This is a genomic window from uncultured Phocaeicola sp. (genome assembly GCF_948499155.1).
In the GTDB taxonomy this organism is placed as follows: domain Bacteria; phylum Bacteroidota; class Bacteroidia; order Bacteroidales; family Bacteroidaceae; genus Phocaeicola; species Phocaeicola faecalis.
This window is the reverse complement of sequence record NZ_CAOOSE010000001.1, coordinates 32,015-53,662: the sequence shown is the minus strand read 5'-3', so window position 1 is coordinate 53,662 and position 21,648 is coordinate 32,015. Positions and strand designations below refer to the sequence as shown.

General features: G+C 43.1%; 17 protein-coding genes. 10 read left to right on the top strand and 7 right to left on the bottom strand.

Features of this window, described 5'->3' with window-relative positions; genetic code table 11:
* Positions 1–16: 16 nt before the first annotated feature.
* Together QYT14_RS00215 and QYT14_RS00210 are read right to left on the bottom strand one after the other, a co-directional pair.
* A complete protein-coding gene (locus QYT14_RS00215) occupies positions 17–1,600 on the bottom strand; it encodes an alkaline phosphatase family protein (RefSeq protein WP_288324021.1) in 1,584 nt (527 codons plus the stop codon).
* Positions 1,597–2,766, bottom strand: a complete 1,170-nt coding sequence (locus tag QYT14_RS00210) for a DUF4105 domain-containing protein (protein WP_288324020.1) — start codon at positions 2,764–2,766, stop codon at positions 1,597–1,599. The genes QYT14_RS00215 and QYT14_RS00210 overlap by 4 nt, the downstream gene beginning before the upstream one ends.
* 168 nt (positions 2,767–2,934) lie before the next feature.
* Here QYT14_RS00210 and QYT14_RS00205 point away from each other — a divergent pair, with 168 nt between their 5' ends.
* The 10 genes from QYT14_RS00205 (at position 2,935) to QYT14_RS00160 (ending at position 15,342) form a co-directional block, all read left to right on the top strand.
* Positions 2,935–3,663, top strand: coding sequence for a type III pantothenate kinase (locus QYT14_RS00205; protein WP_288324019.1), 729 nt, complete (start codon positions 2,935–2,937; stop codon positions 3,661–3,663).
* Positions 3,650–4,924, top strand: a complete 1,275-nt coding sequence (locus QYT14_RS00200; protein ID WP_288324018.1) for a hypothetical protein — start codon at positions 3,650–3,652, stop codon at positions 4,922–4,924. The genes QYT14_RS00205 and QYT14_RS00200 overlap by 14 nt, the downstream gene beginning before the upstream one ends.
* A gap of 50 nt (positions 4,925–4,974) precedes the next feature.
* Entirely contained in the window at positions 4,975–6,330 is a 1,356-nt protein-coding gene (locus QYT14_RS00195; protein ID WP_288324017.1) for a tetratricopeptide repeat protein, read from the top strand.
* Between the two features lie 2 nt (positions 6,331–6,332).
* Positions 6,333–6,986, top strand: a complete 654-nt coding sequence (gene lptC / locus QYT14_RS00190) for an LPS export ABC transporter periplasmic protein LptC (protein WP_237038199.1) — start codon at positions 6,333–6,335, stop codon at positions 6,984–6,986.
* Between the two features lie 12 nt (positions 6,987–6,998).
* On the top strand, positions 6,999–8,258 hold the full coding sequence (locus QYT14_RS00185) for a hemolysin family protein (protein ID WP_237038200.1): 1,260 nt from the start codon (positions 6,999–7,001) through the stop codon (positions 8,256–8,258).
* Between the two features lie 107 nt (positions 8,259–8,365).
* Complete coding sequence (locus QYT14_RS00180; RefSeq protein ID WP_288324016.1) at positions 8,366–10,495, top strand: peptidylprolyl isomerase; 2,130 nt, start codon at positions 8,366–8,368, stop codon at positions 10,493–10,495.
* Between the two features lie 265 nt (positions 10,496–10,760).
* Complete coding sequence (locus QYT14_RS00175) at positions 10,761–11,612, top strand: hypothetical protein (RefSeq protein WP_237038202.1); 852 nt, start codon at positions 10,761–10,763, stop codon at positions 11,610–11,612.
* Between the two features lie 42 nt (positions 11,613–11,654).
* Positions 11,655–12,725, top strand: coding sequence for a FimB/Mfa2 family fimbrial subunit (locus QYT14_RS00170; protein WP_237038203.1), 1,071 nt, complete (start codon positions 11,655–11,657; stop codon positions 12,723–12,725).
* 18 nt (positions 12,726–12,743) lie between these two features.
* Positions 12,744–13,784, top strand: a complete 1,041-nt coding sequence (locus tag QYT14_RS00165; RefSeq protein ID WP_237038204.1) for a hypothetical protein — start codon at positions 12,744–12,746, stop codon at positions 13,782–13,784.
* A 22-nt stretch (positions 13,785–13,806) separates the two neighbouring features.
* Entirely contained in the window at positions 13,807–15,342 is a 1,536-nt protein-coding gene (locus QYT14_RS00160; RefSeq protein ID WP_288324015.1) for a hypothetical protein, read from the top strand.
* A 103-nt stretch (positions 15,343–15,445) separates the two neighbouring features.
* Here the strand turns inward: QYT14_RS00160 and ilvC are convergent, their stop codons facing one another.
* Genes ilvC through ilvD form a run of 5 tightly spaced genes read right to left on the bottom strand, consistent with a single transcriptional unit; the run spans position 15,446 to position 21,376 of the window.
* Entirely contained in the window at positions 15,446–16,489 is a 1,044-nt protein-coding gene (ilvC, locus tag QYT14_RS00155) for a ketol-acid reductoisomerase (RefSeq protein ID WP_288324014.1), read from the bottom strand.
* Between the two features lie 50 nt (positions 16,490–16,539).
* Positions 16,540–17,283, bottom strand: a complete 744-nt coding sequence (locus tag QYT14_RS00150) for an acyl-ACP thioesterase domain-containing protein (RefSeq protein ID WP_237038206.1) — start codon at positions 17,281–17,283, stop codon at positions 16,540–16,542.
* On the bottom strand, positions 17,280–17,843 hold the full coding sequence (ilvN, locus tag QYT14_RS00145; RefSeq protein WP_288324013.1) for an acetolactate synthase small subunit: 564 nt from the start codon (positions 17,841–17,843) through the stop codon (positions 17,280–17,282). The genes QYT14_RS00150 and ilvN overlap by 4 nt, the downstream gene beginning before the upstream one ends.
* Positions 17,844–17,855: 12 nt before the next feature.
* Positions 17,856–19,553, bottom strand: a complete 1,698-nt coding sequence (ilvB, locus tag QYT14_RS00140) for a biosynthetic-type acetolactate synthase large subunit (protein ID WP_288324012.1) — start codon at positions 19,551–19,553, stop codon at positions 17,856–17,858.
* 20 nt (positions 19,554–19,573) lie between these two features.
* Complete coding sequence (ilvD, locus tag QYT14_RS00135; RefSeq protein ID WP_288324011.1) at positions 19,574–21,376, bottom strand: dihydroxy-acid dehydratase; 1,803 nt, start codon at positions 21,374–21,376, stop codon at positions 19,574–19,576.
* Positions 21,377–21,648: the final 272 nt, after the last annotated feature.

Below are 21,648 nucleotides of genomic sequence, written 5' to 3'. Positions count from 1 at the left end.
CTTCTCTCTCTAAATATTATTTGCGGATGCCAGTCATCGGGGCTAAAGTAGAGGCATTGGGCGCCCGGATGCGCATGAAATGAGCTACAGTAGGTGCAATATTGCCAATCTTCACAGGGGTGTGAATAATTTCGGGCTTCATATTCCATCCCACTAAAACGAGGGGCGAAGAAGCATAAGCATCGCGCACTACCCTTTTGTCTAAAGAATGTTCACGGATAACCGACCAGCCGGGCAGAACTTCTATCCACAAGTCACCCGAACATGCCGGATTATAGCTGTTCTTTATTTTGTCGATGGTGGGAGTCCAAGAGCCTAACTGCAAACGTTGTGAAGAATAGACGTCTTTCACACCGCTAAACTGCACCAGAAATTCTGACGAACGAGTCAATATCTCAGTATAGTTAAGCTGTTTTTGCTCAATAAGCTTATGATTCAAATAGATTTCCTGTTCGTGATGAGCTTCCACATACTGGCCCTCGCCATAAATGGCAGCCAAATAAAGGTTTAACAATGCAGAGCAACGCTGAATATAGAATTCTCCGCTCGGTATTTTATATTGAGGAGGATCAGCCGGTTCGGGATCTGTATATCCGGTGGAAGTAATGAAAAAAAGAGTGTTGTGCAAACCCACTTTTCTATCAATCATATCCAGCAGCTCGGCGATGCTATTATCCAGACGAACGTAAGTATCCTGCATTTCCAGTGGCAACTCGGACGGAGATTTGTGGTCATAATTTCCGGCATAATAAGCCAAAGACAACAAATCCGGCACATTATCCTTACCGATAGGGGTAGAATTAAGACAAGCGTTCACCAAACGGTTCACCTCGTCATTGGCATAAGGACTGGTTTTCAGTCTTCTGTATTTCAGCTTCCTTTCATCATCAAAATTATGTTTAAAAGTCAGCTGCTTGGTTTCTGTAGTCAGATATTTATAAGCGGTAACAGGCAGATAAGGTCCCCACACCATATCACCGATGCGGAAATCAAGCCCCTGATAATCGTTATACGTAGAAATCCAGGAAGGGAAAGTGCCATAATATGTACTTCCACTCCATTTTCCTGTTTCATCATTAATCCAAAAAGCACCTTTGGCTGCATGACCGGCAGCCAGTACTGCCATTTCACGAGTCGGAGCGATAGAATAAACTTCTGCCACCCCTTGTGTAGCCACTGTCAGTTCGTCTGACAAGTTTGACACTTTCAATTTTGCAGGAGAAGTGGACTCGGAAGTATAAATTCCCATAAAGTTATTGTCGTCCACACAATTAATCACGCGCAGAGTGGCACGATCCATCCAGTTATCCCCTACAATACCGTTGGTATAAGGAGTGGTTCCCGAATAAATAGCGGCCACAGACGATGATTTATCCACATTGATAAAATCATATTCTGCATTCAAGTATATTCTACCTTCTTTCCACAACCGTTTGAATCCCCGTTCTCCATACAAAGCCGAAAAAGCTTCTATGTAGTCTGTTCGCAATTGGTCGATAGTAAGCCCTACCACCAACTTGGGAACTGCAGGAACATTTTGTGCCTGAAGTCCCGTTAATGCTATTACGGTCAGAAGAGAAGTTAAGATGCGTCCTTTCATTTACTGTTTTGTCTGTAATATAAAAATAGATGGCCTGCAGAGCATACAAGCAAACACAGTGCCAAAGGTAATACCGTTACGTTGAATTTTTGCTGTATAAACGGCATTATCATTATAAAAAGTGTTAAATACACTACATTTATTAGATGATAGAGGTCTTTTTGGCCTTTTATCGCCTTATAAATCATCACTGGCAAGTAAATCAGGGGAATGGGATTGAACAAAATAATCAGCCAATTGGAACCGACTGTCGGATGAATGGAAAAGAAAAATAAAAAAGCAATGATGCATCCGGCTATCCCCTGCGCTCCGAACAAGAGCAAATCCCAGGCCCAGATCACCTTCTTCCATTTCAATTGAAGCCACGCAATCATGCATGTCACAACCAATAATATGCATGCACACGACAGAGGAGACAATGGGAAACCTGCTTCCGCTTCTTCCGGTTCCACATCCACCACCTTTGACTCACTGAGCACCAGCGGACGAACACTGTCTTCCTGCATAATGACTGCTGCCCTTGCCGCTTCCAGCATATTAAAAGGAATGAACATCTGTTTTCTTCCATCGATAGGAGCATCTGCCTCACTGCCTAGACAAAGATCAATTCCTAATTCATCCCATTCATTCCCTTCCGTACACCGATGAACAATATCCCTGAAAGTGACCCCTTCTTCCGCTTCCGGATAAACCACTTTCCCATTGATACAGTCCTCTATCTTATCACGCGCACGCGTAGTACAATTATCATAAAAGTAATTATAACGGTAAACCCGGTTCTCGGGACGATAATTTTCTTCGAGCAAATTCCATATCTTTCGTTTCTCTTCAGCGGTAAGGTTTAGCACTTGTTGATAAACCGACGAACCGCGCATGGCATATTCTCCTTCAAAATAAGAATAAGGCACTACTCCCAGTCGATAATCAGTTTCACCTTTTATAAAGCGCATCTCAAAATTAGGAGTATTAAAACTGAAGATACCATAATTAAAGACCAAGTCCTGCCCCTCCGCCGGATTTTCATAACGAATAGCGGTATGGCCGAACAATTCATAAATCTCGGTTCCCGGCGCACAAGTCAGCAAACTCACTTTTACACTATCCTGCTGGGCACGGACACCCCAAGAAGCCAATATTAAATAAAGTAGAACAAGTAGTTTCTTCATATTAATCCAATGTTTTGATACGCACTGAAATCGTTCTTCATCCGTATCAAAATTACAATTCACGCTGCAAAAGTACACCTAAATATTAATTAATACCTCACAAATACCGTTTTTTATTGCAATTCCTATTGTTTTTTTACGTTACTTTGCAGCCATAAAAGCAAAGTTGTGAATTTAATAATTGATATAGGAAATTCAGTAGCCAAGCTGGCTATCTTTGACAAAGACGAATTGGTAGAAGTATTTCGCGGTTCCAATCATTCATTGGATAGCCTTCCGATGCTTTGCTCCCGATACCCCTTGGAACGAGGTATCATCGCCTCTGTCATCACATTAAGCAACACGATCCGTCGACAACTGGACAAGTTGCCCTTTAAAATCATAGAACTAAGTCACGAAACTCCGGTCCCCATTACCAACCTCTACAAGACACCGCAAACGCTGGGAATGGACAGGCTGGCCGCCGTCGTAGCCGCTACATGGCTAAAGCCTAACAATGACATACTGGTCATTGACGCCGGAACATGTGTCACATACGATTTCATCGATGCACAACACCAATACCATGGTGGCAATATATCTCCCGGAATGCGTATGCGCTTCAAAGCACTCAATATATTTACGGACAAGCTACCTAAAGTCAGTGCCAAAGGAGACATTCCCCTTTACGGACAAACGACGGAAACTGCTATTCGGGCCGGAGTCATCAGAGGTATGGAACTTGAAATGAGTGGATACATCTCCCTTATTCAAAAGAATTACCCCGGACTTTTGGTTTTTTTAACAGGCGGAGATGATTTTTCTTTTGATACAAACTTAAAAAGTATCATCTTTGCAGATAGATTTTTAGTATTGAAAGGTTTAAACAGAATATTAAGCTATAATGATAAATTATAAAAGACTGATTAGTGCGTTAATTATACTCACATTCACTGGGCTAGCCGTAGCCCAAACAAGCACAAACTCACCTTATACGCGCTATGGGTTCGGTTCATTGGCCGACCAGGGCTTCGGCAATAGCAAAGCGATGGGTGGAATAGCCTACGGGTTAAGAAACGGTTATCAAATCAACGCATCTAATCCGGCGTCATATACGGCAGTCGATTCTTTGACGTTCTTGTTTGATGCCGGCATGACTTTGCAAAATGCCAACTTCAAGGAAGGCAATATAAAGACCAACGCTAAGAATTCAAGTTTCGACTACTTGGCTATGCAGTTCCGTTTATGGAAACGTATGGGAATGGCTGTGGGATTTATCCCTTTCTCGACGGTAGGATACAGTCTGAGTAACACTTCCGAATTGACTAAGGATGAAGACGGAACTGTTATCAACAAGACTGCTTCTTATGCCGGTGATGGAGGGTTGCAACAAGTATTTGCAGGTGTAGGCTTCAAAGTGCTCGACAATCTGTCAATCGGTGCAAACATTTCTTATATATATGGTGATATCACACACTCTGTAACGACTGCTTTCAGCAACTCTAGTTCATTCAGCAGTGTCAGATTAGACAAGATATCCATCAATGATTATAAATTAGACTTCGGTTTGCAATATAGCTATAAGTTCAATAAAAAACACGTTTTAAACTTTGGTGCTGTATATTCATTGGGACATTCGATGAATGGCAAAGGATATAAATATAATCAGAAGTGGTTGAACGGAGCTGATTATCCTTCCACCCAGACAGGTGATACGATTACCAACGCATTCAGTCTGCCGCATACGTTTGGCGCAGGTTTGACTTATGTATATGACAACCGACTGACTGTGGGTGCTGATTTCACTTATCAAAAATGGGAGGATGCAAAATTCTATAATGAGAAGAATTACTTCTGCAACCGCACAAAAATAGCCGTAGGTGCTGAGTTTATTCCCAGTCCCTACAGCCACAATTATCTGAAACGTATCCGCTACCGCGTTGGTGGATATTATTCAGACCCATATACCAAAGTGGACGGTCAGGACGGGACCCGCGAATATGGAGTAAGTGCCGGTTTCGGTTTCCCGCTGTTCCAAAGCAAGTCCATCCTGAATATCTCAGGACAATATGTAAAAGTAAGTCCGAAAGTTAAAGGAATGTTGGAAGAGAATTATTTGAAAATCAATATCGGACTGACCTTTAACGAACGTTGGTTTATGAAGTGGAAAGTCGATTAACAAACCCAAAAGATAAAGTTTTAAAATAATAACAACTAAATTTATATACGATGAAAATGAAGATGGTAACAGCGCTGTTCGCTCTTTCTTTAAGTGCAACAGCTTCTTTCGCTCAAACCGGAGCGTCAGATGGTTCAAGGTATGGTCATGGTCAAGACAGTATTAACTGTCTGAAAAACATTAGTATCTATTCTGAGTACGTAAAAACAAACAACTTCAAGGATGCTTATACTCCATGGAAGAGCGTATTCAATGAAGCTCCGATTGCTCAGGCAGGTACTTACACAAACGGTGCAAAGATTCTTCGTTGGTTCATTGCCAATGAAAAAGATGCAGCTAAACAAAAACAATATTTTGAAGAACTGATGAATGTATACGATCAACGCATCAAATACTTGGACATATTGAACGGTTACGTTAAAACTCCTGTAACCAAAGGCTCTATCATCGGAATGAAAGCTCATGACTATTTCACAATGGGATGTCCTGACCTGAACACCGCATACAATTTGTTCAAAGAAGCCGTTGATTTAGAGAAAGATAACGCTGACTACTTTGTACTTCAAGAATTTACTGATGTTTCCGGACGTAAGGTAAAGGCTGACGAAGCACACAAAGAACAGTTCATTCAAGACTATATCGCTGCTGCCGGTTATGCAGACGCAGCATTCAAAAAAGAAACTAAAGCAAAGACCAAAGAACTGCTGAAAGTTGCCAAAGACAACATCGACGCATTCTTCATCAACAGTGGTGTAGCTACTTGCGATAACTTACAATCTATTTATGCTCCGAAAGTTGAACAGAACAAGACTAATCTGGACTATCTGAAACAAGTAATCAATGTAATGCAAATGCTGGGATGTACAGAACAGGAAGCATACTTTGCTGCATCTGAACATGCACACGCTATCGAACCGACTTCTGAAACAGCTATCGGTTGCGGATATATGTATTTCAAGAAAGGCGATTTGGACAAATGTATCACATACTTCGACCAGGCCATCGAACTGGAACAAGACCCTGTGAAGAAAGCAGATTATTGCTATAAGACTTCTGCCATCCTGTTTAACAAAAAACAGTTGAGCAAAGCTAAACAATATGCATTGAAATCTATCTCTTTGGACGGAAACAACGGTAAGCCTTACATCCTGATTGCTAATATGTATGCATCAAGCCCCAACTGGAGCGATGAGAATGCATTGAACAAGTGTACATATTTTGCAGTTATCGACAAATTGCAGAGAGCTAAGAGTGTAGATTCAAGCGTAGAAGAAGAAGCAAACAAGTTGATTGGTACTTACTCACGCTATACTCCGAAAGACGAAGACTTGTTCTTCCTCGGATTAAAGAAAGGCGACAGTGTAACAATCGGCGGATGGATTGGTGAAACAACTACTATCAGATAATTATGTCAGTTGTAAAAAAACGAAATTCACACCTTATATTTATGAACATAACAGTTGTCGTTTGGACAACTGTTATGTTTGTTTTATTCCCCGCATGCTCGGGAGACAATAAAAACCTGGCAGAAGCCATAACCGAACGTGATTCCCTCCCCACCATGAGAACGCTGGGAGTGACTACCTTAATATCCGATTCGGGCATCACACGCTACAAAATCATTACCGAAGAGTGGGAAATCTACGATAAAAAGAACCCGCCTTATTGGGCTTTCGAAAAAGGAGTCTATCTGGAAAAATTCGATTCACTGTTCCATATCGATGCCAGCATCAAAGCCGATACAGCTTATTATTACGAGAAAAAGAAACTTTGGGAACTGAGAAGCAATGTACATATCCGCAACCTTCAAGGGGACAAATTTGACACACAACTTCTGTTCTGGGACGAAGCTAAAGAACAAATCTATTCCGACAAGCCTATCCATATTGAACAAGCAGACAAAAGCATTATAAACGGGCAGTATGGATTCAAGTCGAACCAACAACTGACCGAGTATGAAATCTATAACAGTGGCGGTGAGTTTGTTGTAGAAGACACAGCCCCGGCAGACAGCACAAAAGCCACTGCTTCGGACAGTATCAAGACCGACTCGATACATTAATTAATTATCATTATGGGCATCATCATAGAAATAATAATCACAATGGCCTTTTCCGCCTTCTTTTCAGGAATGGAAATTGCTTTTGTTTCCTCAAATAAATTACGCTTTGAGATGGACCGCAATAGCCAGAGCCTCACCTCTCGCATCCTTTCCATCTTCTTTCATAACCCGAACAATTTCATTTCTACCATGTTGGTAGGAAACAATATAGCCCTCGTCATCTACGGTATCTTGATGGCGCAGGTCATCGAGCAGAACATTTTGGCAGGACTCATTAACAATGAACTCTTACTGGTACTGATTCAAACTATCATATCAACATTAATCATCCTGGTGACCGGCGAATTCCTACCCAAAACACTATTTAAAATCAATCCCAACTTAACACTGAACATATTCGCCGTTCCCGCATTTATCTGCTACATAATCCTCTACCCTATCAGCAAATTTGCATCAGGACTATCTAACCTGATATTGCGTATCTTAGGTATAAAAGTAAATAAGGAAGCCAGTGACAAAGCCTTTACAAAAGTAGATTTGGACTATTTCATCCAAAGTAGCATCCAAGATGTCGACAATAAAAAAGAGATTGATACCGAAATCAAAATATTCCAAAATGCACTTGACTTTTCCAATATAAAGATTCGTGACTGCATGGTTCCACGTACCGAAATAGTAGCCATCGAATACGATACTTCACTCGAAGAACTGAAAGCACGTTTCATAGAAAGTGGAATCAGCAAAATCATTGTATACAAGGAGAATATAGACAATATTGTAGGCTATATCCATTCATCAGAGATGTTCCGCGAAGTAACCGACTGGACCGAACATATCCGCCAACTCCCTATTGTTCCCGAAACTATGGGCGCGCACAAGCTGATGAAACTATTCATGCAACAAAAGAAATCGCTGGCAGTGGTGGTCGACGAGTTCGGCGGCACTTCAGGCATTGTGGCACTGGAAGACTTGGTAGAAGAGATTTTTGGTGAAATAGAAGACGAACATGATACCACATCTTACATAGCTAAAGAAATCGGTGACAACGAATACGTTCTTTCAGGACGTTTGGAAATAGAAAAGGCAAACGAACTTTTCTCACTCAACTTGCCCGAAAGCGATGAATACCAAACCATCGGCGGCCTCATCCTGCACCACTACCAAAGCTTTCCCAAAATGCATGAAGTGATAAAGTTCGACAATTTCCAGTTCAAAATAATTAAAGTCACAGCCACCAAAATCGAGCTTGTAAAGCTGAAAGTGACCGGATAACAGATTTTTTTCACAATAAAATAGATTGTAAACCGCATTTTTTGTATCTTCGTGCGCTAAATCTATAAAGTATAGAAAAACAATAAACAAAATAGTATAATTTAGAAATGGCAACATTACAAACAATTAGAAGTAAAGGCCCTTTGTTGGTCGTTGTAATCGGTCTTGCCCTTTTCGCATTTATTGCGGGTGACGCTTGGAAAGTACTCCAGCCGCATCAGGGAAAACAAGACGTAGGTGAAGTCAATGGAAAAACACTCACCGCACAAGAGTATCAGAAAATGGTTGATGAATACGCAGAAGTTATTAAGCTGACTCAAGGCTTGAACTCTCTTAACGATGACCAACTGACTCAAGTGAAAGACCAAGTTTGGCAATCTTACGTAAACAATCAATTAATTGCAGCAGAAGCCAAGAAACTAGGTTTGACAGTAAGCGATGCTGAAATCCAAGCAATTATCGAAGAAGGCACTCACCCATTGCTGATGCAGACTCCGTTCCGCAACCCGCAAACCGGTGCATTCGACAAAGATATGTTGAAAAAGTTCTTGGTAGACTATGCCAACATGGGTAAAAGCCAAATGCCTGCACAGTATGTAGAATACTATCAGAAAATGGGTGCATTCTGGAACTTTATCGAAAAGACTTTGAAACAAACCGCTTTGGCTGAAAAATATCAGAACTTGCTGGCTAAATCATTAATCTCAAATCCTGTTTCTGCCGAAGATGCATTTGCTTCACGTACAGAGCAGACTGATGTATTGTTGGCTGCCGTTCCTTATTCTTCTATCAGCGATTCTACAATCACTGTTTCAAACGAAGAAATCAAAGCGCTTTACAATAAGAAAAAAGACACTTTCGAACAGCCGATAGAAACTCGCAACATCAAATACATTGATGTTTTGGTTACTCCTTCTGACGAAGACCGCAAAGAAGTTTTAGACGAAGTTACAGAATATTCTACTCAATTGGCTAATGCTGCCGACATGAGCACATTCGTTCGTTCTACTAACTCTGTAGTACCTTTCTCTGAAGTAGTTGTGAACAAGACTGTACTTCCTAACGACATCGTAGCTCGTTTGGATTCAGTTAAGCTCGGTGAAGTTTACGGTCCTTACTATAATCAAGCTGATGACTCATACAACGCTTTCAGAATTTTAGCGAAACAAACAGCTCCTGACTCCATCCAATTCCGTCAGATTCAAGTATATGCTGATACAGAAGCAAAGACTAAAACTTTGGCAGACAGTATTTTCACTGCTTTGAAAGGTGGTGCAGACTTTGCTGAGCTCGCTCAGAAATACGGTCAGACAGGTGAAGCAAGTTGGTTGACAGCACGTAATTATGAAGGTGCTGCCCTTGATGCAGAAAACGCTAAGTTTATCAATACCTTGATTAATGGCGGTATTAAAGAACTGAACAATCTGCAAATCGGTCAAGCTAACGTTATCCTTCAGGTGATGGATAAGAAGGCCATGAAAGATAAATATCAAGTGGCAATCATCAAACGTCCGGTAGAATTCAGCAAGGAAACTTACAACAAGGCATACAATGATTTCAGCCAGTTTGTAGCACAGAACACTACAATAGACAAGATTGTAGCCAACGCAGAAGACAACGGTTACCGTTTGTTGGAACGTGCCGATTTCCGTAGCGGTGAACACTATGTAGGTGGTGTGAAAGGTACTCGCGACGCATTGAAATGGATCTTTGCAGCTAAAGAAGGTGAAGTTTCTCCGCTGTATGAATGTGGTGAGAACGACCATCTGATGGTAGTTACACTCGAAAAGATTAATCCTGCCGGCTACCGTAACATCAATTTGGTGGCAGATATGCTGAGATCTGAAATTATCAAAGATAAGAAAGCAGAAAAGATTATGGCAGAATTGAACGGTGCAGACATTAATAAAGCCAAGAGTGCTGCAAATGCAGTGAGCGATACAGTAAAACATATAACTTTTGCAGCTCCCGCGTATGTTTCTGTGACTCGTGCAAGCGAACCTGTATTGGGTGCTTTTGCCGGTAAAACTGAAGTAAACAAGACTACTGCTCCTATCAAGGGTAATGCAGGTGTATATGTAATGCAGGTTATCAATAAGGACAAGAGTGCCGAAACATTCGATGCCAAGACAGAAGAAAGCAACTTGGAAAATATGGCAGCACGCTATTCAAGCAGCTTTATCAGTGACTTGTATAAGAAAGCAGAAGTAAAAGACGACCGCTACTTATACTTCTAAAGCAAGAAATCATTAAAATCCATATAATGGGAAAGAGGTGTATCAGGATAATAATCTTGGTGCACTTTTTTTAATTATATCAAATAAATTTCTGATGAGCACCAAAACACCAGAGAAAATAGAACTCCCCCACAATACCATTATCACAATATACCTTCCGTAAGGCCCCAAAACTATTTTGCATTTATTTAAACATTTATTCTCTTACTACATAAAACATATTCTCCTAACGCTACGTTCATTACACGTGACTAAAAAGCAAAATATGAGAAAAGTATTTTATATAGTATGTGCGGCAGTATTATCACTGATGTCAGCCTGCATAGACGAGGATGACGACAACTGCCGAACAGACTATACAGTCGAAATTGCAGTGGCTGACAAGAACTACGCTAATATCAGTCAATACCCCCAATACCCCTTCGAGCAGGAAGACCAACCTTTCGGACATTTCCAAAATACCATATATTATGCACTCACCGATAAATATACCGGAAAAACTGTCAGCCAATCATTGGTAACAGCCGTCACAGGCAACGACCGGACTTACAAATTGGTTTTCCATAATCTACCTTTGGGAGAGTATAATCTTACCGCATGGGGAAATATGACAGATGGAACCCTAGCCGGAATATTGCATCCCCAAAGCACTGAGCATACAGATATCTATATAGGAACAATAGATTTCTGTAACTGCAACAGCAGCTCTGCAAGCATTGCACTCCAACGTACCAAAGGAAAACTATTGATTTTCTGCAAGAACTTTCCCTCTTATGTAACACGGATGCATCAAAGCGTGAAAGGGATATACAGTCAAGTGGACAGTTTGCTGAACTATCAAGGCTCGGCAACCATCGAAAAAGATAGCCGTCCACAGGAAATAAATGCGCTGGCTGTCTCTCCGTCTATCACCGAAAAAAGCACCCGCCTGAACCTCAGTTTCTATTCAGAAGGAAAGAGTTCTGCTCTGTTGACCGTTCCCGAAATGGAATTAAACATCCGCCGCAATGAACTGTCAGCTGTTAGTGTCGACTTCGACAAAGATACAGATGCATGGAATATCTGGGTTTATTCAGACAAAGAATGGACATTAGTCCATCATTTAACAATCGAATAATTTTGCATATCTATTTTTTTAACCACTTAATTATTTTATAAAATGAAAAAATTGATGTTTCTCGCTATGCTGAGCATGTTTTTGTTTGCATGCTCTGACAATGACAATCCTGCGCCGTCAAGTGAAAATGCCGAAACAGGTGTTACTTTCGAGATTTCAGCCGTAAACGAATTAAAAGATGGCGGCACTTCTCGTGGCTCAATCTATAGTCAGGAAGCTACACAACATGTAACACGTGTTGTTGTATATGCGTTTCTCAACAATGGGAGTGACTATGTTTACTCCAAGTCGTTCACCATTTCGGGATGGAGCGACGGCACTACCTTCATGCGTTACTCCATCGGAAACAGCGAGAAACTCAGTGCTGGTGATTATAAATTTCTAGCAATAGGTCGCGATCAGACCGACTTGTTCAATATCAGTTCGCCTGAGACGGCTCACAATTTCGACAATATGATGGCTACCATTGCACAATCAGGTGACGAATCCGAGATATTTGCAGGATGGAGCCAAGCAAACGTCAGCAATAACGGAGGAACGCGTGTCAGCATCTCGATGACTCGTAAAGTGGCAGGTGTACTGGGCTACTTCAAAAATATCCCTCAAAACATAAACGGAACAGATGTGAAATATCTTCGTCTATCCGTCAGTGATGCCAATAAAGAAGTGAATATCACAAACGGAGCTGCCATTACATCCAATGTCACTCCCTATAATATCATCAATATAGATCTATCCGGCCAGACAATCACCGGAGGAGTGTATGCCGGTAATGACCTTTCCGGTCATGGAGTAGTAAAACTGCCCAATTCACAACTTAGCGGTTCATTCTTCATGCCGGTCAGCAATGTCACTATGACTTTGGGACTATATGATGCCGGCAACAATCCCCTTAAAACTTGGGTTGTAAAAGATACAGACGGTAACAGTTCATTCAATATCTTGGCTAATCATTTCTATGCATTGGGAACGAAGACACAGGCAGGTAACACCAATGGCGGTACTCCCGAAATGGGTGATGACGACTCTCCGATTGACTTGCTGACAGATCAGGCTATCGTAATTTCCATCAATCCGGCATGGGAAGTGATACATAATATGGTTATCCAATAAGCTTAAATTCATAAAGGAATGACAAGGAAAAGGCATATACTTTATTTTTCAGTTGCAGCATTGCTGTCGGCCCTATGGCTGACAGCATGCACGACAGATGACATTGATGAACCGGAGATGCCACAGAAAGACAACACAATTCCGGTAGAGATAAATATCCAGTATGAGGATGCGCTGAGCCGTGCTTCCGATAATGCTACCTTATCCGTCAACCGTATTCTGATATTACCTTTCCGCAAGACAAATGAATCTCTTGCAACGAGTGAACCGGCCAATTTTGTGCCCGATTATGCTGCCGCCAAGCAGATAACCCTCCACTCTTTTCCTGTCACTTCTACAAAGCTTAATCTTCAGGCAACTTCCACCTATCGCATTGTCGTACTGGGATATAATCGGAATGATTATAATTTCAATAACCCCACAGCCGCCTCAAGACTGTTTGATATAGGATCGGTATCTACTCCGGCAACATTGGCCAATCTTTATGTAAAGCCAATCAATCCGACCTATGGAGTACCCGAATTTTTCAGTTGCCAATGCATAGGAAATATGAATGGAACAGCAATTGGCACAGCATTTCTACCGGGACAAGTCAATCAGATAACCGGAACGCTAAAACGTATTGTCAGCGGGCTGACAGTCCAGATAAACAATATTCCAACCTTTGTTAAATTCGTCACACTGGTTGCAGAGAATTTGGTCACCGCCACACGGATTACAGATGGAAGCGCAATGTTATGGCAGACAACAGGAGATGGTTCTCCAAGAATACTGGGCACACAAGTACCCACATCAGGAAGCGTCAATCTAAGTTATTATCTATTAGCCATCCCCGATGCCCGGAAAACGCTCTTTTATTTGGATGTATCTTACGGTTCATTCACCGAACGTTATACCATTAAAGTAGCCGACGAACCAGGTAAAGTATCAGGCAACCGGTTCATCTTCCTTCCTAATTATCAACTGACGGTGACAGGCGACTACTCCAAAATCAATCTAGGATTTATACTAACACATAATGTAAATCTGGATGATAATACTTGGGATGGTATTCAATAATTAATCATTAAACCCAACGGAGATGAAAATATTTCAATGGATAATTACAGGTGGACTTGTATTGTCTTTATTCACCGGATGTAACAGCGAGACAGACCTCCTGCCACCTGCTTTACCGGAAACCGAACAGCAACCTCCTGAAGTAAATGAAGGAGCAAAGAATTTACCCGAAGGCTGCTTTGAAGTCAATTTCTCACCCACATTCGGCAACCGTTCCCGTACCGCAGTGACAGGTGCCGACGGTCGAGTCCGCCATCTCCGTTATATCATCTATAAATCAACAGGAGAATATATCAAGGAGAAAGTGATTTTAACTCCGGGCAACGGTATAACTACATGGCCTTTAACTGCAGTCAAAGATACATTACCCAAAGGAAATTATATCGCTGTGTTCACTGCCAATGTAGAAAAGACACTGTTTCCTTACACTTCAAGTAGTGGAACTACATACACAGATGTACTTACCAATTATCAAACGACCTATGCCAACGGACGTATTGTACTGCCTAATGCAGAATTTACGGACACATCTGAATATTATTGGGCTAAAGTATCTTTCTCAGATGCTACTCCCCAACCCTATGTATTGTTGCAACGTATCATCAGCATGCTAAAACTGCACCGCAATTTTGTAGATGCACAAACAGCCCTAAATGCGCTAGTAAACAATATCGTGACACAGGTAGGATATAAAAACATCATTCGCACCACCGTACAAGGTTTACTTCCGGGACTATTAAAACCGGCATTAGATCTTGGCACCCTAGGAAATACAATCTATACAGTGCTAGGCGGACTGGACGCAGCTGTCAATCTAGTTGTAGGCGGACTGGTGGAACCGGTCACAAATGCATTGTATGATATGCTGTTAAAACAATTAGTCAACCAACTCGGACTTGCATTAACGGGTAATGCTGACCAGCAAGGCTTATTGGCATTTCTAGGCGTATTACTCAACCCATGGGCAACCAGCGAAGCCAGTACCGCAGTAGTGACTATACGGAATTTCCCTAAGACAATGGATTTCAATCTGACCGTAAAAGACTACTTTACAGGTGACCAACGCTTTAAATACGCCTTTACAGGAGGAAATATATATAGTGAGAAAGACATTCTCATTAAAGGTTTTCACGGAACATTTGATGTACGCAATATCAATGTCATTAAACAAGGATTAGTATCCGGTTTACTGATTGACCGGATTATAGACAGTTCTCTACTCTTAAACGGAACTTTTATCGACATTAACGATCCAATACAAGCCAATGTAAATACCAACTACCGATACCGTTCAGATTATTCTTTTTTGGACTTAGGACTAAAATCGTATGCCCAACAGACAGATGGAAATCATTCGCTAACCTTATCCCTCAAGCTGTCCACCATCCCAAATCTGGACGGACTATTGGGAGGTATCCCAATAGTGGGAACTTTACTGGGAACAGTTGTCAAAACCGCCATCGGCAATATTACCATATCGGTCCCGCTGAATCTGCCTTTACTGGGAGTAGACAATCTAACTCTTTCAGGAGGATGGAGTACACCGGCTACTTATTAAAAAGACAAAGCCGCTTCATACAAAAAAAGGGTGTGCCAAAGAATAACAGACACAAGATCTTCTCATTCCGACACACCTTTTTTATAATATCCAATACAGAGTATTAATTGTTTTCAGGACGAAGTTTACGAACAGTAACGGCAGTCTGCCACATTTCGCTTTCACGCAATGCCTTCAATTCTTTTTCCAACTTTTCGCGATAATCGGGCTTAGAGTTAGAATCGATAGAAATCTGAGCTTCATTACCGGTTTTCACGCTGTGATACAGTTTTTCAACTACAGGCTTGATAGCATCGTGGAACGGAGTCATCCAGTCCAATGCACCACGCTGGGCAGTAGTAGAACAGTTAGCATACATCCAGTCCATACCGTTCTTAGCGAACAACGGCATCAATGACTGAGTCAGTTCTTCTACAGTTTCGTTGAATGCTTCAGAAGGAGTATGTCCGTTTTCACGCAACACTTCGTACTGTGCCAACAACAATCCCTGAATAGCCCCCATCAATGAACCGCGCTCACCTGTCAAATCTGAAGTGGCTTCACGCTGGAAAGTAGTCTCGAACAGATAGCCGGAACCGATACCGATACCTAGAGCAATAGTACGTTCGTAAGCCTTACCGGTTACATCCTGATAGATGGCGTATGAAGAGTTCAAGCCACGACCTTCGAGGAACATGGTACGCAATGAAGTTCCCGAACCTTTGGGAGCAACCATAATCACGTCGACATCAGCAGGAGGAACCACACCCGTGCGGTCGCTCCAAGTAATGGCAAAACCATGAGAGAAATACAGAGCCTTACCCGGAGTAAGACAAGGTTTAATGGTAGGCCATACAGACATAACAGCAGCATCAGACAACAGGCACATAATGATGCTTGCTTTCTGACAGGCTTCTTCAATGCCGAACAGAGTTTCGCCCGGAACCCATCCGTCAGCAACCGCTTTTTCATATGTTTTTCCCGGACGCTGACCAACGATTACGTTGAAACCATTGTCACGCAGGTTCAATGACTGACCCGGACCCTGTACACCATAACCGATTACAGCGATTGTTTCATCTTTCAATACTTCACGTGCTTTTTCCAAAGGAAATTCATCGCGGATAACTACAGTTTCTGTAACACCGCCAAAATTCAATTGTGCCATTTTAAAACTAATTTTTACGGGCAACACTGCGCCGCCCTATTGTTATTAAATTAAATCAATATCACTTTACTGCGAACAACGACTTCCGCGCCATTCTTTTTTACTTCTATATCATATTCGTTCTCTCTCACTTCCTCGCGATAGAAACTCAATACATCGCCATAATAGCTTTCTGCCACGTATGCCATTTCAAAACGCTTTACCTGTTTTTCCTTGAACACTTCGATGGGAAACAAATCGAGGATATGTTCGATATACTTAATACTATTTACATGCCCGTTGATGTCGATATCACTGTATTTCGTCCGATACTCGACAAGAGGTGTCTTTTCAGTCACTTTGATACGGCCCGGCTTGGAGATAGGACAATCCTTATCACACACATAGTCAGTGATGCTCCCTCCGTGGAGCGTCAGCAAATCGGCAGGCTTACGAGTCTCCATGCTTATCATCGCCCACACCGAACGGGCATAGCCCACAGCATTTCCCTCCTTGTCGAGAATAGCAAAGTTACGGTCGGTAAAAAGTCGATAAACATTCTCCACCCAAGTCTGAATACTGAAAGATTCGTACTCGCGAGGCATCTCTTCCAGTTCGACAGCCAGGCGGGAAAGCACCCATGTATAATGGTTTTCATTCAATGTGGCAATACCGAATCCACGGTCGGCCGCATGGAAGCCGGCACAGTTCAACAGATGATTGCCCAGCACACTCATGGTCAGTTTTCCGGTGAAGTCGCAATGGAAAGGCTCTGCCACAAACTTGTATGTTCCAACTTTATTGTCACTCATCACAGCTCCCTTTCTTCCTTTTGTTGACGATATTTTTCCTCACGCTGTATCAGATACTCATTGACACGTTCAAAGCAACTGGTCGTGATAGCCACACGTCCCGAACGGACGAACTGCAATACACAGCCCAGTGCCTGCAACTCCTCATATAAAGAAGTGATTTCCTCGGTCATGCCCGCCTTCTCGACAATGGCAAAGACCGGATTCACCTCCACAATGCGTGCGTTATAACGGCGAATCACTTTCGATGCGATGGGATTGGACTGAAACTCGGGTATGGACACCTTATAGAGTGCTATCTCGTGCAGAAAGATTTCGTCATCGGTGAAATAATGCGCCTGCAATACATCGATTTTCTTTTCTATCTGCTTCACCACCTTTTCGATAATGTCCTTGGTAGTCCACACCGTAATGGTGTATTTATGAACACCTTTGATAGACGAAGCCGAAACATTGAGGCTTTCTATATTAATCTGCCGGCGGGTAAACACAGCAGTAATCTGGTTTAGCAAACCGGCAATATTCTCCGAATGGACGATTAATGTATATAATGTCTTATCCATAACCTTACTCTTTTAACATTCTAACAACATCTGGTTTACCGAACCTCCCGGAGGCGTCATCGGCAACACATTACCTTCCTCTATCACGCAGGCTTCCAAAAGGAACGGCCCGTCGGTAGTCAGCATTTCATGGATGGCATCCTGCAACTCCTCCCGCTCCATCACACGTCGGGCGGGAATCTCGTAGGCTTCGGCTATTTTCATGTAATCCGGATTCAGCATCGGCGTAAACGAGTAACGGCGTCCGAAGAACATTGCCTGCCATTGACGAACATTGCCCAGATAATTATTGTTCAGAAGAATAATCTTCACCGGAGCCTTTTGTTCCATAACAGTTCCCAATTCCTGAAGATTCATCTGCAATCCTCCGTCACCCATAAACACACACACGGTGCGGTCGGGGCGTCCGAAAGTGGCACCGATTGCGGCAGGCAGGCCAAAGCCCATGGTGCCCAGTCCGCCGGAAGTAACGATGCTACGGTTCTTGCTGTACTTAAAGTAGCGTGCCGCCATCATCTGGTTCTGTCCCACATCGGTCACCAGAATAGCTTCGTGATGCGAAGCCTCGCTCACGGCGCGGACCACCTCTCCCATATTCAGTGCGCCTTCGCGGGGATGAATCTCTTTTTCGATAACCTGTTCATACTCCGTTTTTTCATATTCGGCAAAACTGTCAATCCATTCTGTATGCTTGTTTTCACCGATAAGTTGTGTCAGCATGGCAAGCGTCTGTTTGCAATTGCCCAACACAGGCACGTCCACCTTTACATTCTTATCTATTTCCGACGAATCGATATCCAGATGAATGATTTTCGCTTGTCGGGCGTATGTATCAAGCTTACCGGTCACACGGTCATCAAAACGCATTCCCACGGCTATCAACACGTCACACTCATTGGTTTTGACATTCGGCCCGAGATTACCGTGCATACCCAACATACCTTTGTTGAGTCTGTGGTTTGTAGGAAGTGCCGACAGTCCCAGCAAGGTACACCCGCAAGGCATATCAGCTTTCTCAATGAAAGCACGAAGTTCATCTTGCGCATTGCCGAGTTCCACTCCCTGGCCGACTAAAACCAATGGTTTACAAGCACCGTTTATCAATTCGGCAGCTTCCTGCAGACACTCCTTATCCGGATTGGGTTCAGGGTCATAGCTGCGGATAAAATCAAGTTTCATCGGTTCATAGTCCACCATCTCCACCTGAGCATTCTTGGCAAAATCTAGCACAACAGGACCGGGACGTCCACTTTTGGCAATATAAAAAGCGCGTGCCACTGCCCAGGCCACATCCTCTGCCCGACGAATCTGGTAGCTCCATTTGGAGATAGGCTGAGTGACACCCACCAAGTCGACCTCCTGAAACGCATCTGTTCCCAAGAACGATGCGCCCACCTGTCCGGCAATTACCACGATAGGCGTACTGTCAATCATGGCATCGGCAATGCCGGTGATGGTATTCGTCGCGCCGGGACCGCTGGTGACCAGACAGACTCCCACTTCACCCGACACGCGGGCAAAACCTTGTGCCGCATGAGCAGCTCCCTGTTCGTGACGAACCAATACATGATTTAATGTATCTCGATGATGATATAAAGCATCAAAAGTAGGCATGATGGAGCCTCCCGGGTATCCGAAAAGAGTCTTTACCCCCTGATGCTCCAAGGAACGCATCAAGGCCTCTGCTCCTGTTATTTGTTCTTTTGCCATATAATATCTATTTCTTTTTATTAGTCAATGATTCTCACACCGCCCTTGTCTGCCGAACTCACCATGCTGGCATAGGCTTTCAGACTCTTCGGCACGTAGCGGTTGCGGGTCACCGGAGTCATGGGACGTGCTGCAAGCTCTTCGTCACTTAGTTTCACATTGATACTGCGGTTCGGAATATCGATTTCGATGATATCTCCATCCACTATTTTCCCGATGTTTCCGCCTGCGGCAGCCTCAGGAGAAATATGTCCGATACTCAATCCTGACGTACCGCCACTAAAGCGTCCGTCGGTTATCAAGGCACACTCCTTTCCGAGATGTTTTGATTTGATATAAGAAGTGGGATAAAGCATTTCCTGCATACCGGGGCCACCTTTCGGCCCTTCGTGGGTAATCACGACGACATCGCCACTCACCACCTTTCCGCCCAAGATGCCCTCGCAAGCAGCATCCTGTGAATCAAACACCTTGGCCGGGCCCGAAAATTTCCAAATACTTTCGTCCACTCCGGCTGTTTTTACCACACAACCGTCTTGAGCGATATTTCCCTTCAGTACGGCCAACCCGCCGTCCTTGCTGTAGGCATGTTCCAAGTCGCGGATACAACCATTGGCACGGTCGGTGTCGAGTTCTTTGTACGTTGCATTCTGAGAACCCAACGTAATATTGAATTTATTGCCCGGAGCACTAGAGTAGATACGTTCAGCATCAGCATCCGGCTCGTCTACAGTCACACTGTATTTTCTGATAGCATCTGCCAGTGTCATACCATCCACACGGTTCACATCTGTTTTCAGCAGACCGCCCTTGGCCAACTCACCTAATATATTAAGGATACCTCCTGCACGATTTACATCCTGAATATGATATTTCTGTGTATTGGGAGCCACCTTGCAAAGACAAGGCACACGGCGTGACAACATATCGATATCATCCATTGTAAAGTCCACCCCACCTTCATGAGCAATAGCCAACAGGTGAAGAACCGTATTGGTAGACCCTCCCATAGCTATATCCAACGTCATGGCATTGAGGAAAGCATCACGAGTGGCAATGCTGCGCGGCAACACACTGTCATCCCCTTCTTCATAATATTTATATGCATTTTTTACGATTAATGCGGCCGCATCTTTAAACAGCCGGGTACGGTTGGCATGAGTAGCCAGAATCGTTCCGTTCCCCGGTAGCCCCAGTCCGATAGCCTCATTCAGGCAATTCATAGAGTTGGCGGTAAACATTCCCGAGCAACAGCCGCAGCCGGGACAAGCATTATTCTCTATTTGAGCCACCTCTTCATCACTGACCGATGAATCTGCCGATTTAATCATCGCATCAATCAGGTCAAGATGCCGGTTGTTCCATTCTCCTGCTTCCATCGGTCCTCCCGATACAAACACAGTGGGAATGTTCAACCGCATGGCCGCCATAAGCATACCCGGAGTTATTTTGTCACAGTTACTGATGCATACCATCGCATCCGCTTTATGGGCATTGACCATATACTCCACACTATCGGCTATAATATCACGACTTGGCAGTGAATAGAGCATTCCATCGTGGCCCATGGCAATACCGTCATCGATAGCAATGGTATTAAATTCAGCTGCAAAGCATCCCAACTTCTCTATTTCAGCCTTCACCTGCTGACCTATCTCGTGCAAGTGTGTGTGTCCGGGGACAAATTGGGTAAACGAGTTTACTATTGCAATAATGGGTTTTCCCATCATTTCTTTCTTCATGCCATTTGCCACCCAAAGGGCTCTGGCCCCTGCCATCCGGCGACCTTGTGTGCTATACGAGCTGCGTAACTGATTTTTCATTTTATTCTATTGTCTAAAACGTCCTAACTTTCTATTACTAAAAAAGCCTTTCTCATCCATGTGAGAAAGGCCTTCAAATATATCTTTTATGTACAACTACACATACACAACCTTTCTCACTCTCCCAGTGTGACCACCACGAAGCGAATAATATGCAGGACTGCCAGGTTATTTAGAGTAGTAACGTTCATATATCTTTTTTCTTTGTTGCTTTAACGACTGCAAAGGTAAAGCGTTTTTCGTAACAAACAAATAAAATGAAGATTTTTTTT

Excerpts from the sequence above, each read along its gene's own strand:
- QYT14_RS00165 (WP_237038204.1), top strand. The coding sequence starts at position 12,744 with ATGACAAGGAAAAGGCATATACTTTATTTTTCAGTTGCAGCATTGCTG.
- ilvC (WP_288324014.1), bottom strand. The coding sequence starts at position 16,489 with ATGGCACAATTGAATTTTGGCGGTGTTACAGAAACTGTAGTTATCCGC.
- ilvD (WP_288324011.1), bottom strand. The coding sequence starts at position 21,376 with ATGAAAAATCAGTTACGCAGCTCGTATAGCACACAAGGTCGCCGGATG.
- QYT14_RS00210 (WP_288324020.1), bottom strand. The coding sequence starts at position 2,766 with ATGAAGAAACTACTTGTTCTACTTTATTTAATATTGGCTTCTTGGGGT.
- lptC (WP_237038199.1), top strand. The coding sequence starts at position 6,333 with ATGTCAGTTGTAAAAAAACGAAATTCACACCTTATATTTATGAACATA.
- QYT14_RS00160 (WP_288324015.1), top strand. The coding sequence starts at position 13,807 with ATGAAAATATTTCAATGGATAATTACAGGTGGACTTGTATTGTCTTTA.
- ilvN (WP_288324013.1), bottom strand. The coding sequence starts at position 17,843 with ATGGATAAGACATTATATACATTAATCGTCCATTCGGAGAATATTGCC.
- QYT14_RS00170 (WP_237038203.1), top strand. The coding sequence starts at position 11,655 with ATGAAAAAATTGATGTTTCTCGCTATGCTGAGCATGTTTTTGTTTGCA.
- ilvB (WP_288324012.1), bottom strand. The coding sequence starts at position 19,553 with ATGGCAAAAGAACAAATAACAGGAGCAGAGGCCTTGATGCGTTCCTTG.
- QYT14_RS00175 (WP_237038202.1), top strand. The coding sequence starts at position 10,761 with ATGAGAAAAGTATTTTATATAGTATGTGCGGCAGTATTATCACTGATG.
- QYT14_RS00195 (WP_288324017.1), top strand. The coding sequence starts at position 4,975 with ATGAAAATGAAGATGGTAACAGCGCTGTTCGCTCTTTCTTTAAGTGCA.
- QYT14_RS00200 (WP_288324018.1), top strand. The coding sequence starts at position 3,650 with ATGATAAATTATAAAAGACTGATTAGTGCGTTAATTATACTCACATTC.
- QYT14_RS00180 (WP_288324016.1), top strand. The coding sequence starts at position 8,366 with ATGGCAACATTACAAACAATTAGAAGTAAAGGCCCTTTGTTGGTCGTT.
- QYT14_RS00215 (WP_288324021.1), bottom strand. The coding sequence starts at position 1,600 with ATGAAAGGACGCATCTTAACTTCTCTTCTGACCGTAATAGCATTAACG.
- QYT14_RS00185 (WP_237038200.1), top strand. The coding sequence starts at position 6,999 with ATGGGCATCATCATAGAAATAATAATCACAATGGCCTTTTCCGCCTTC.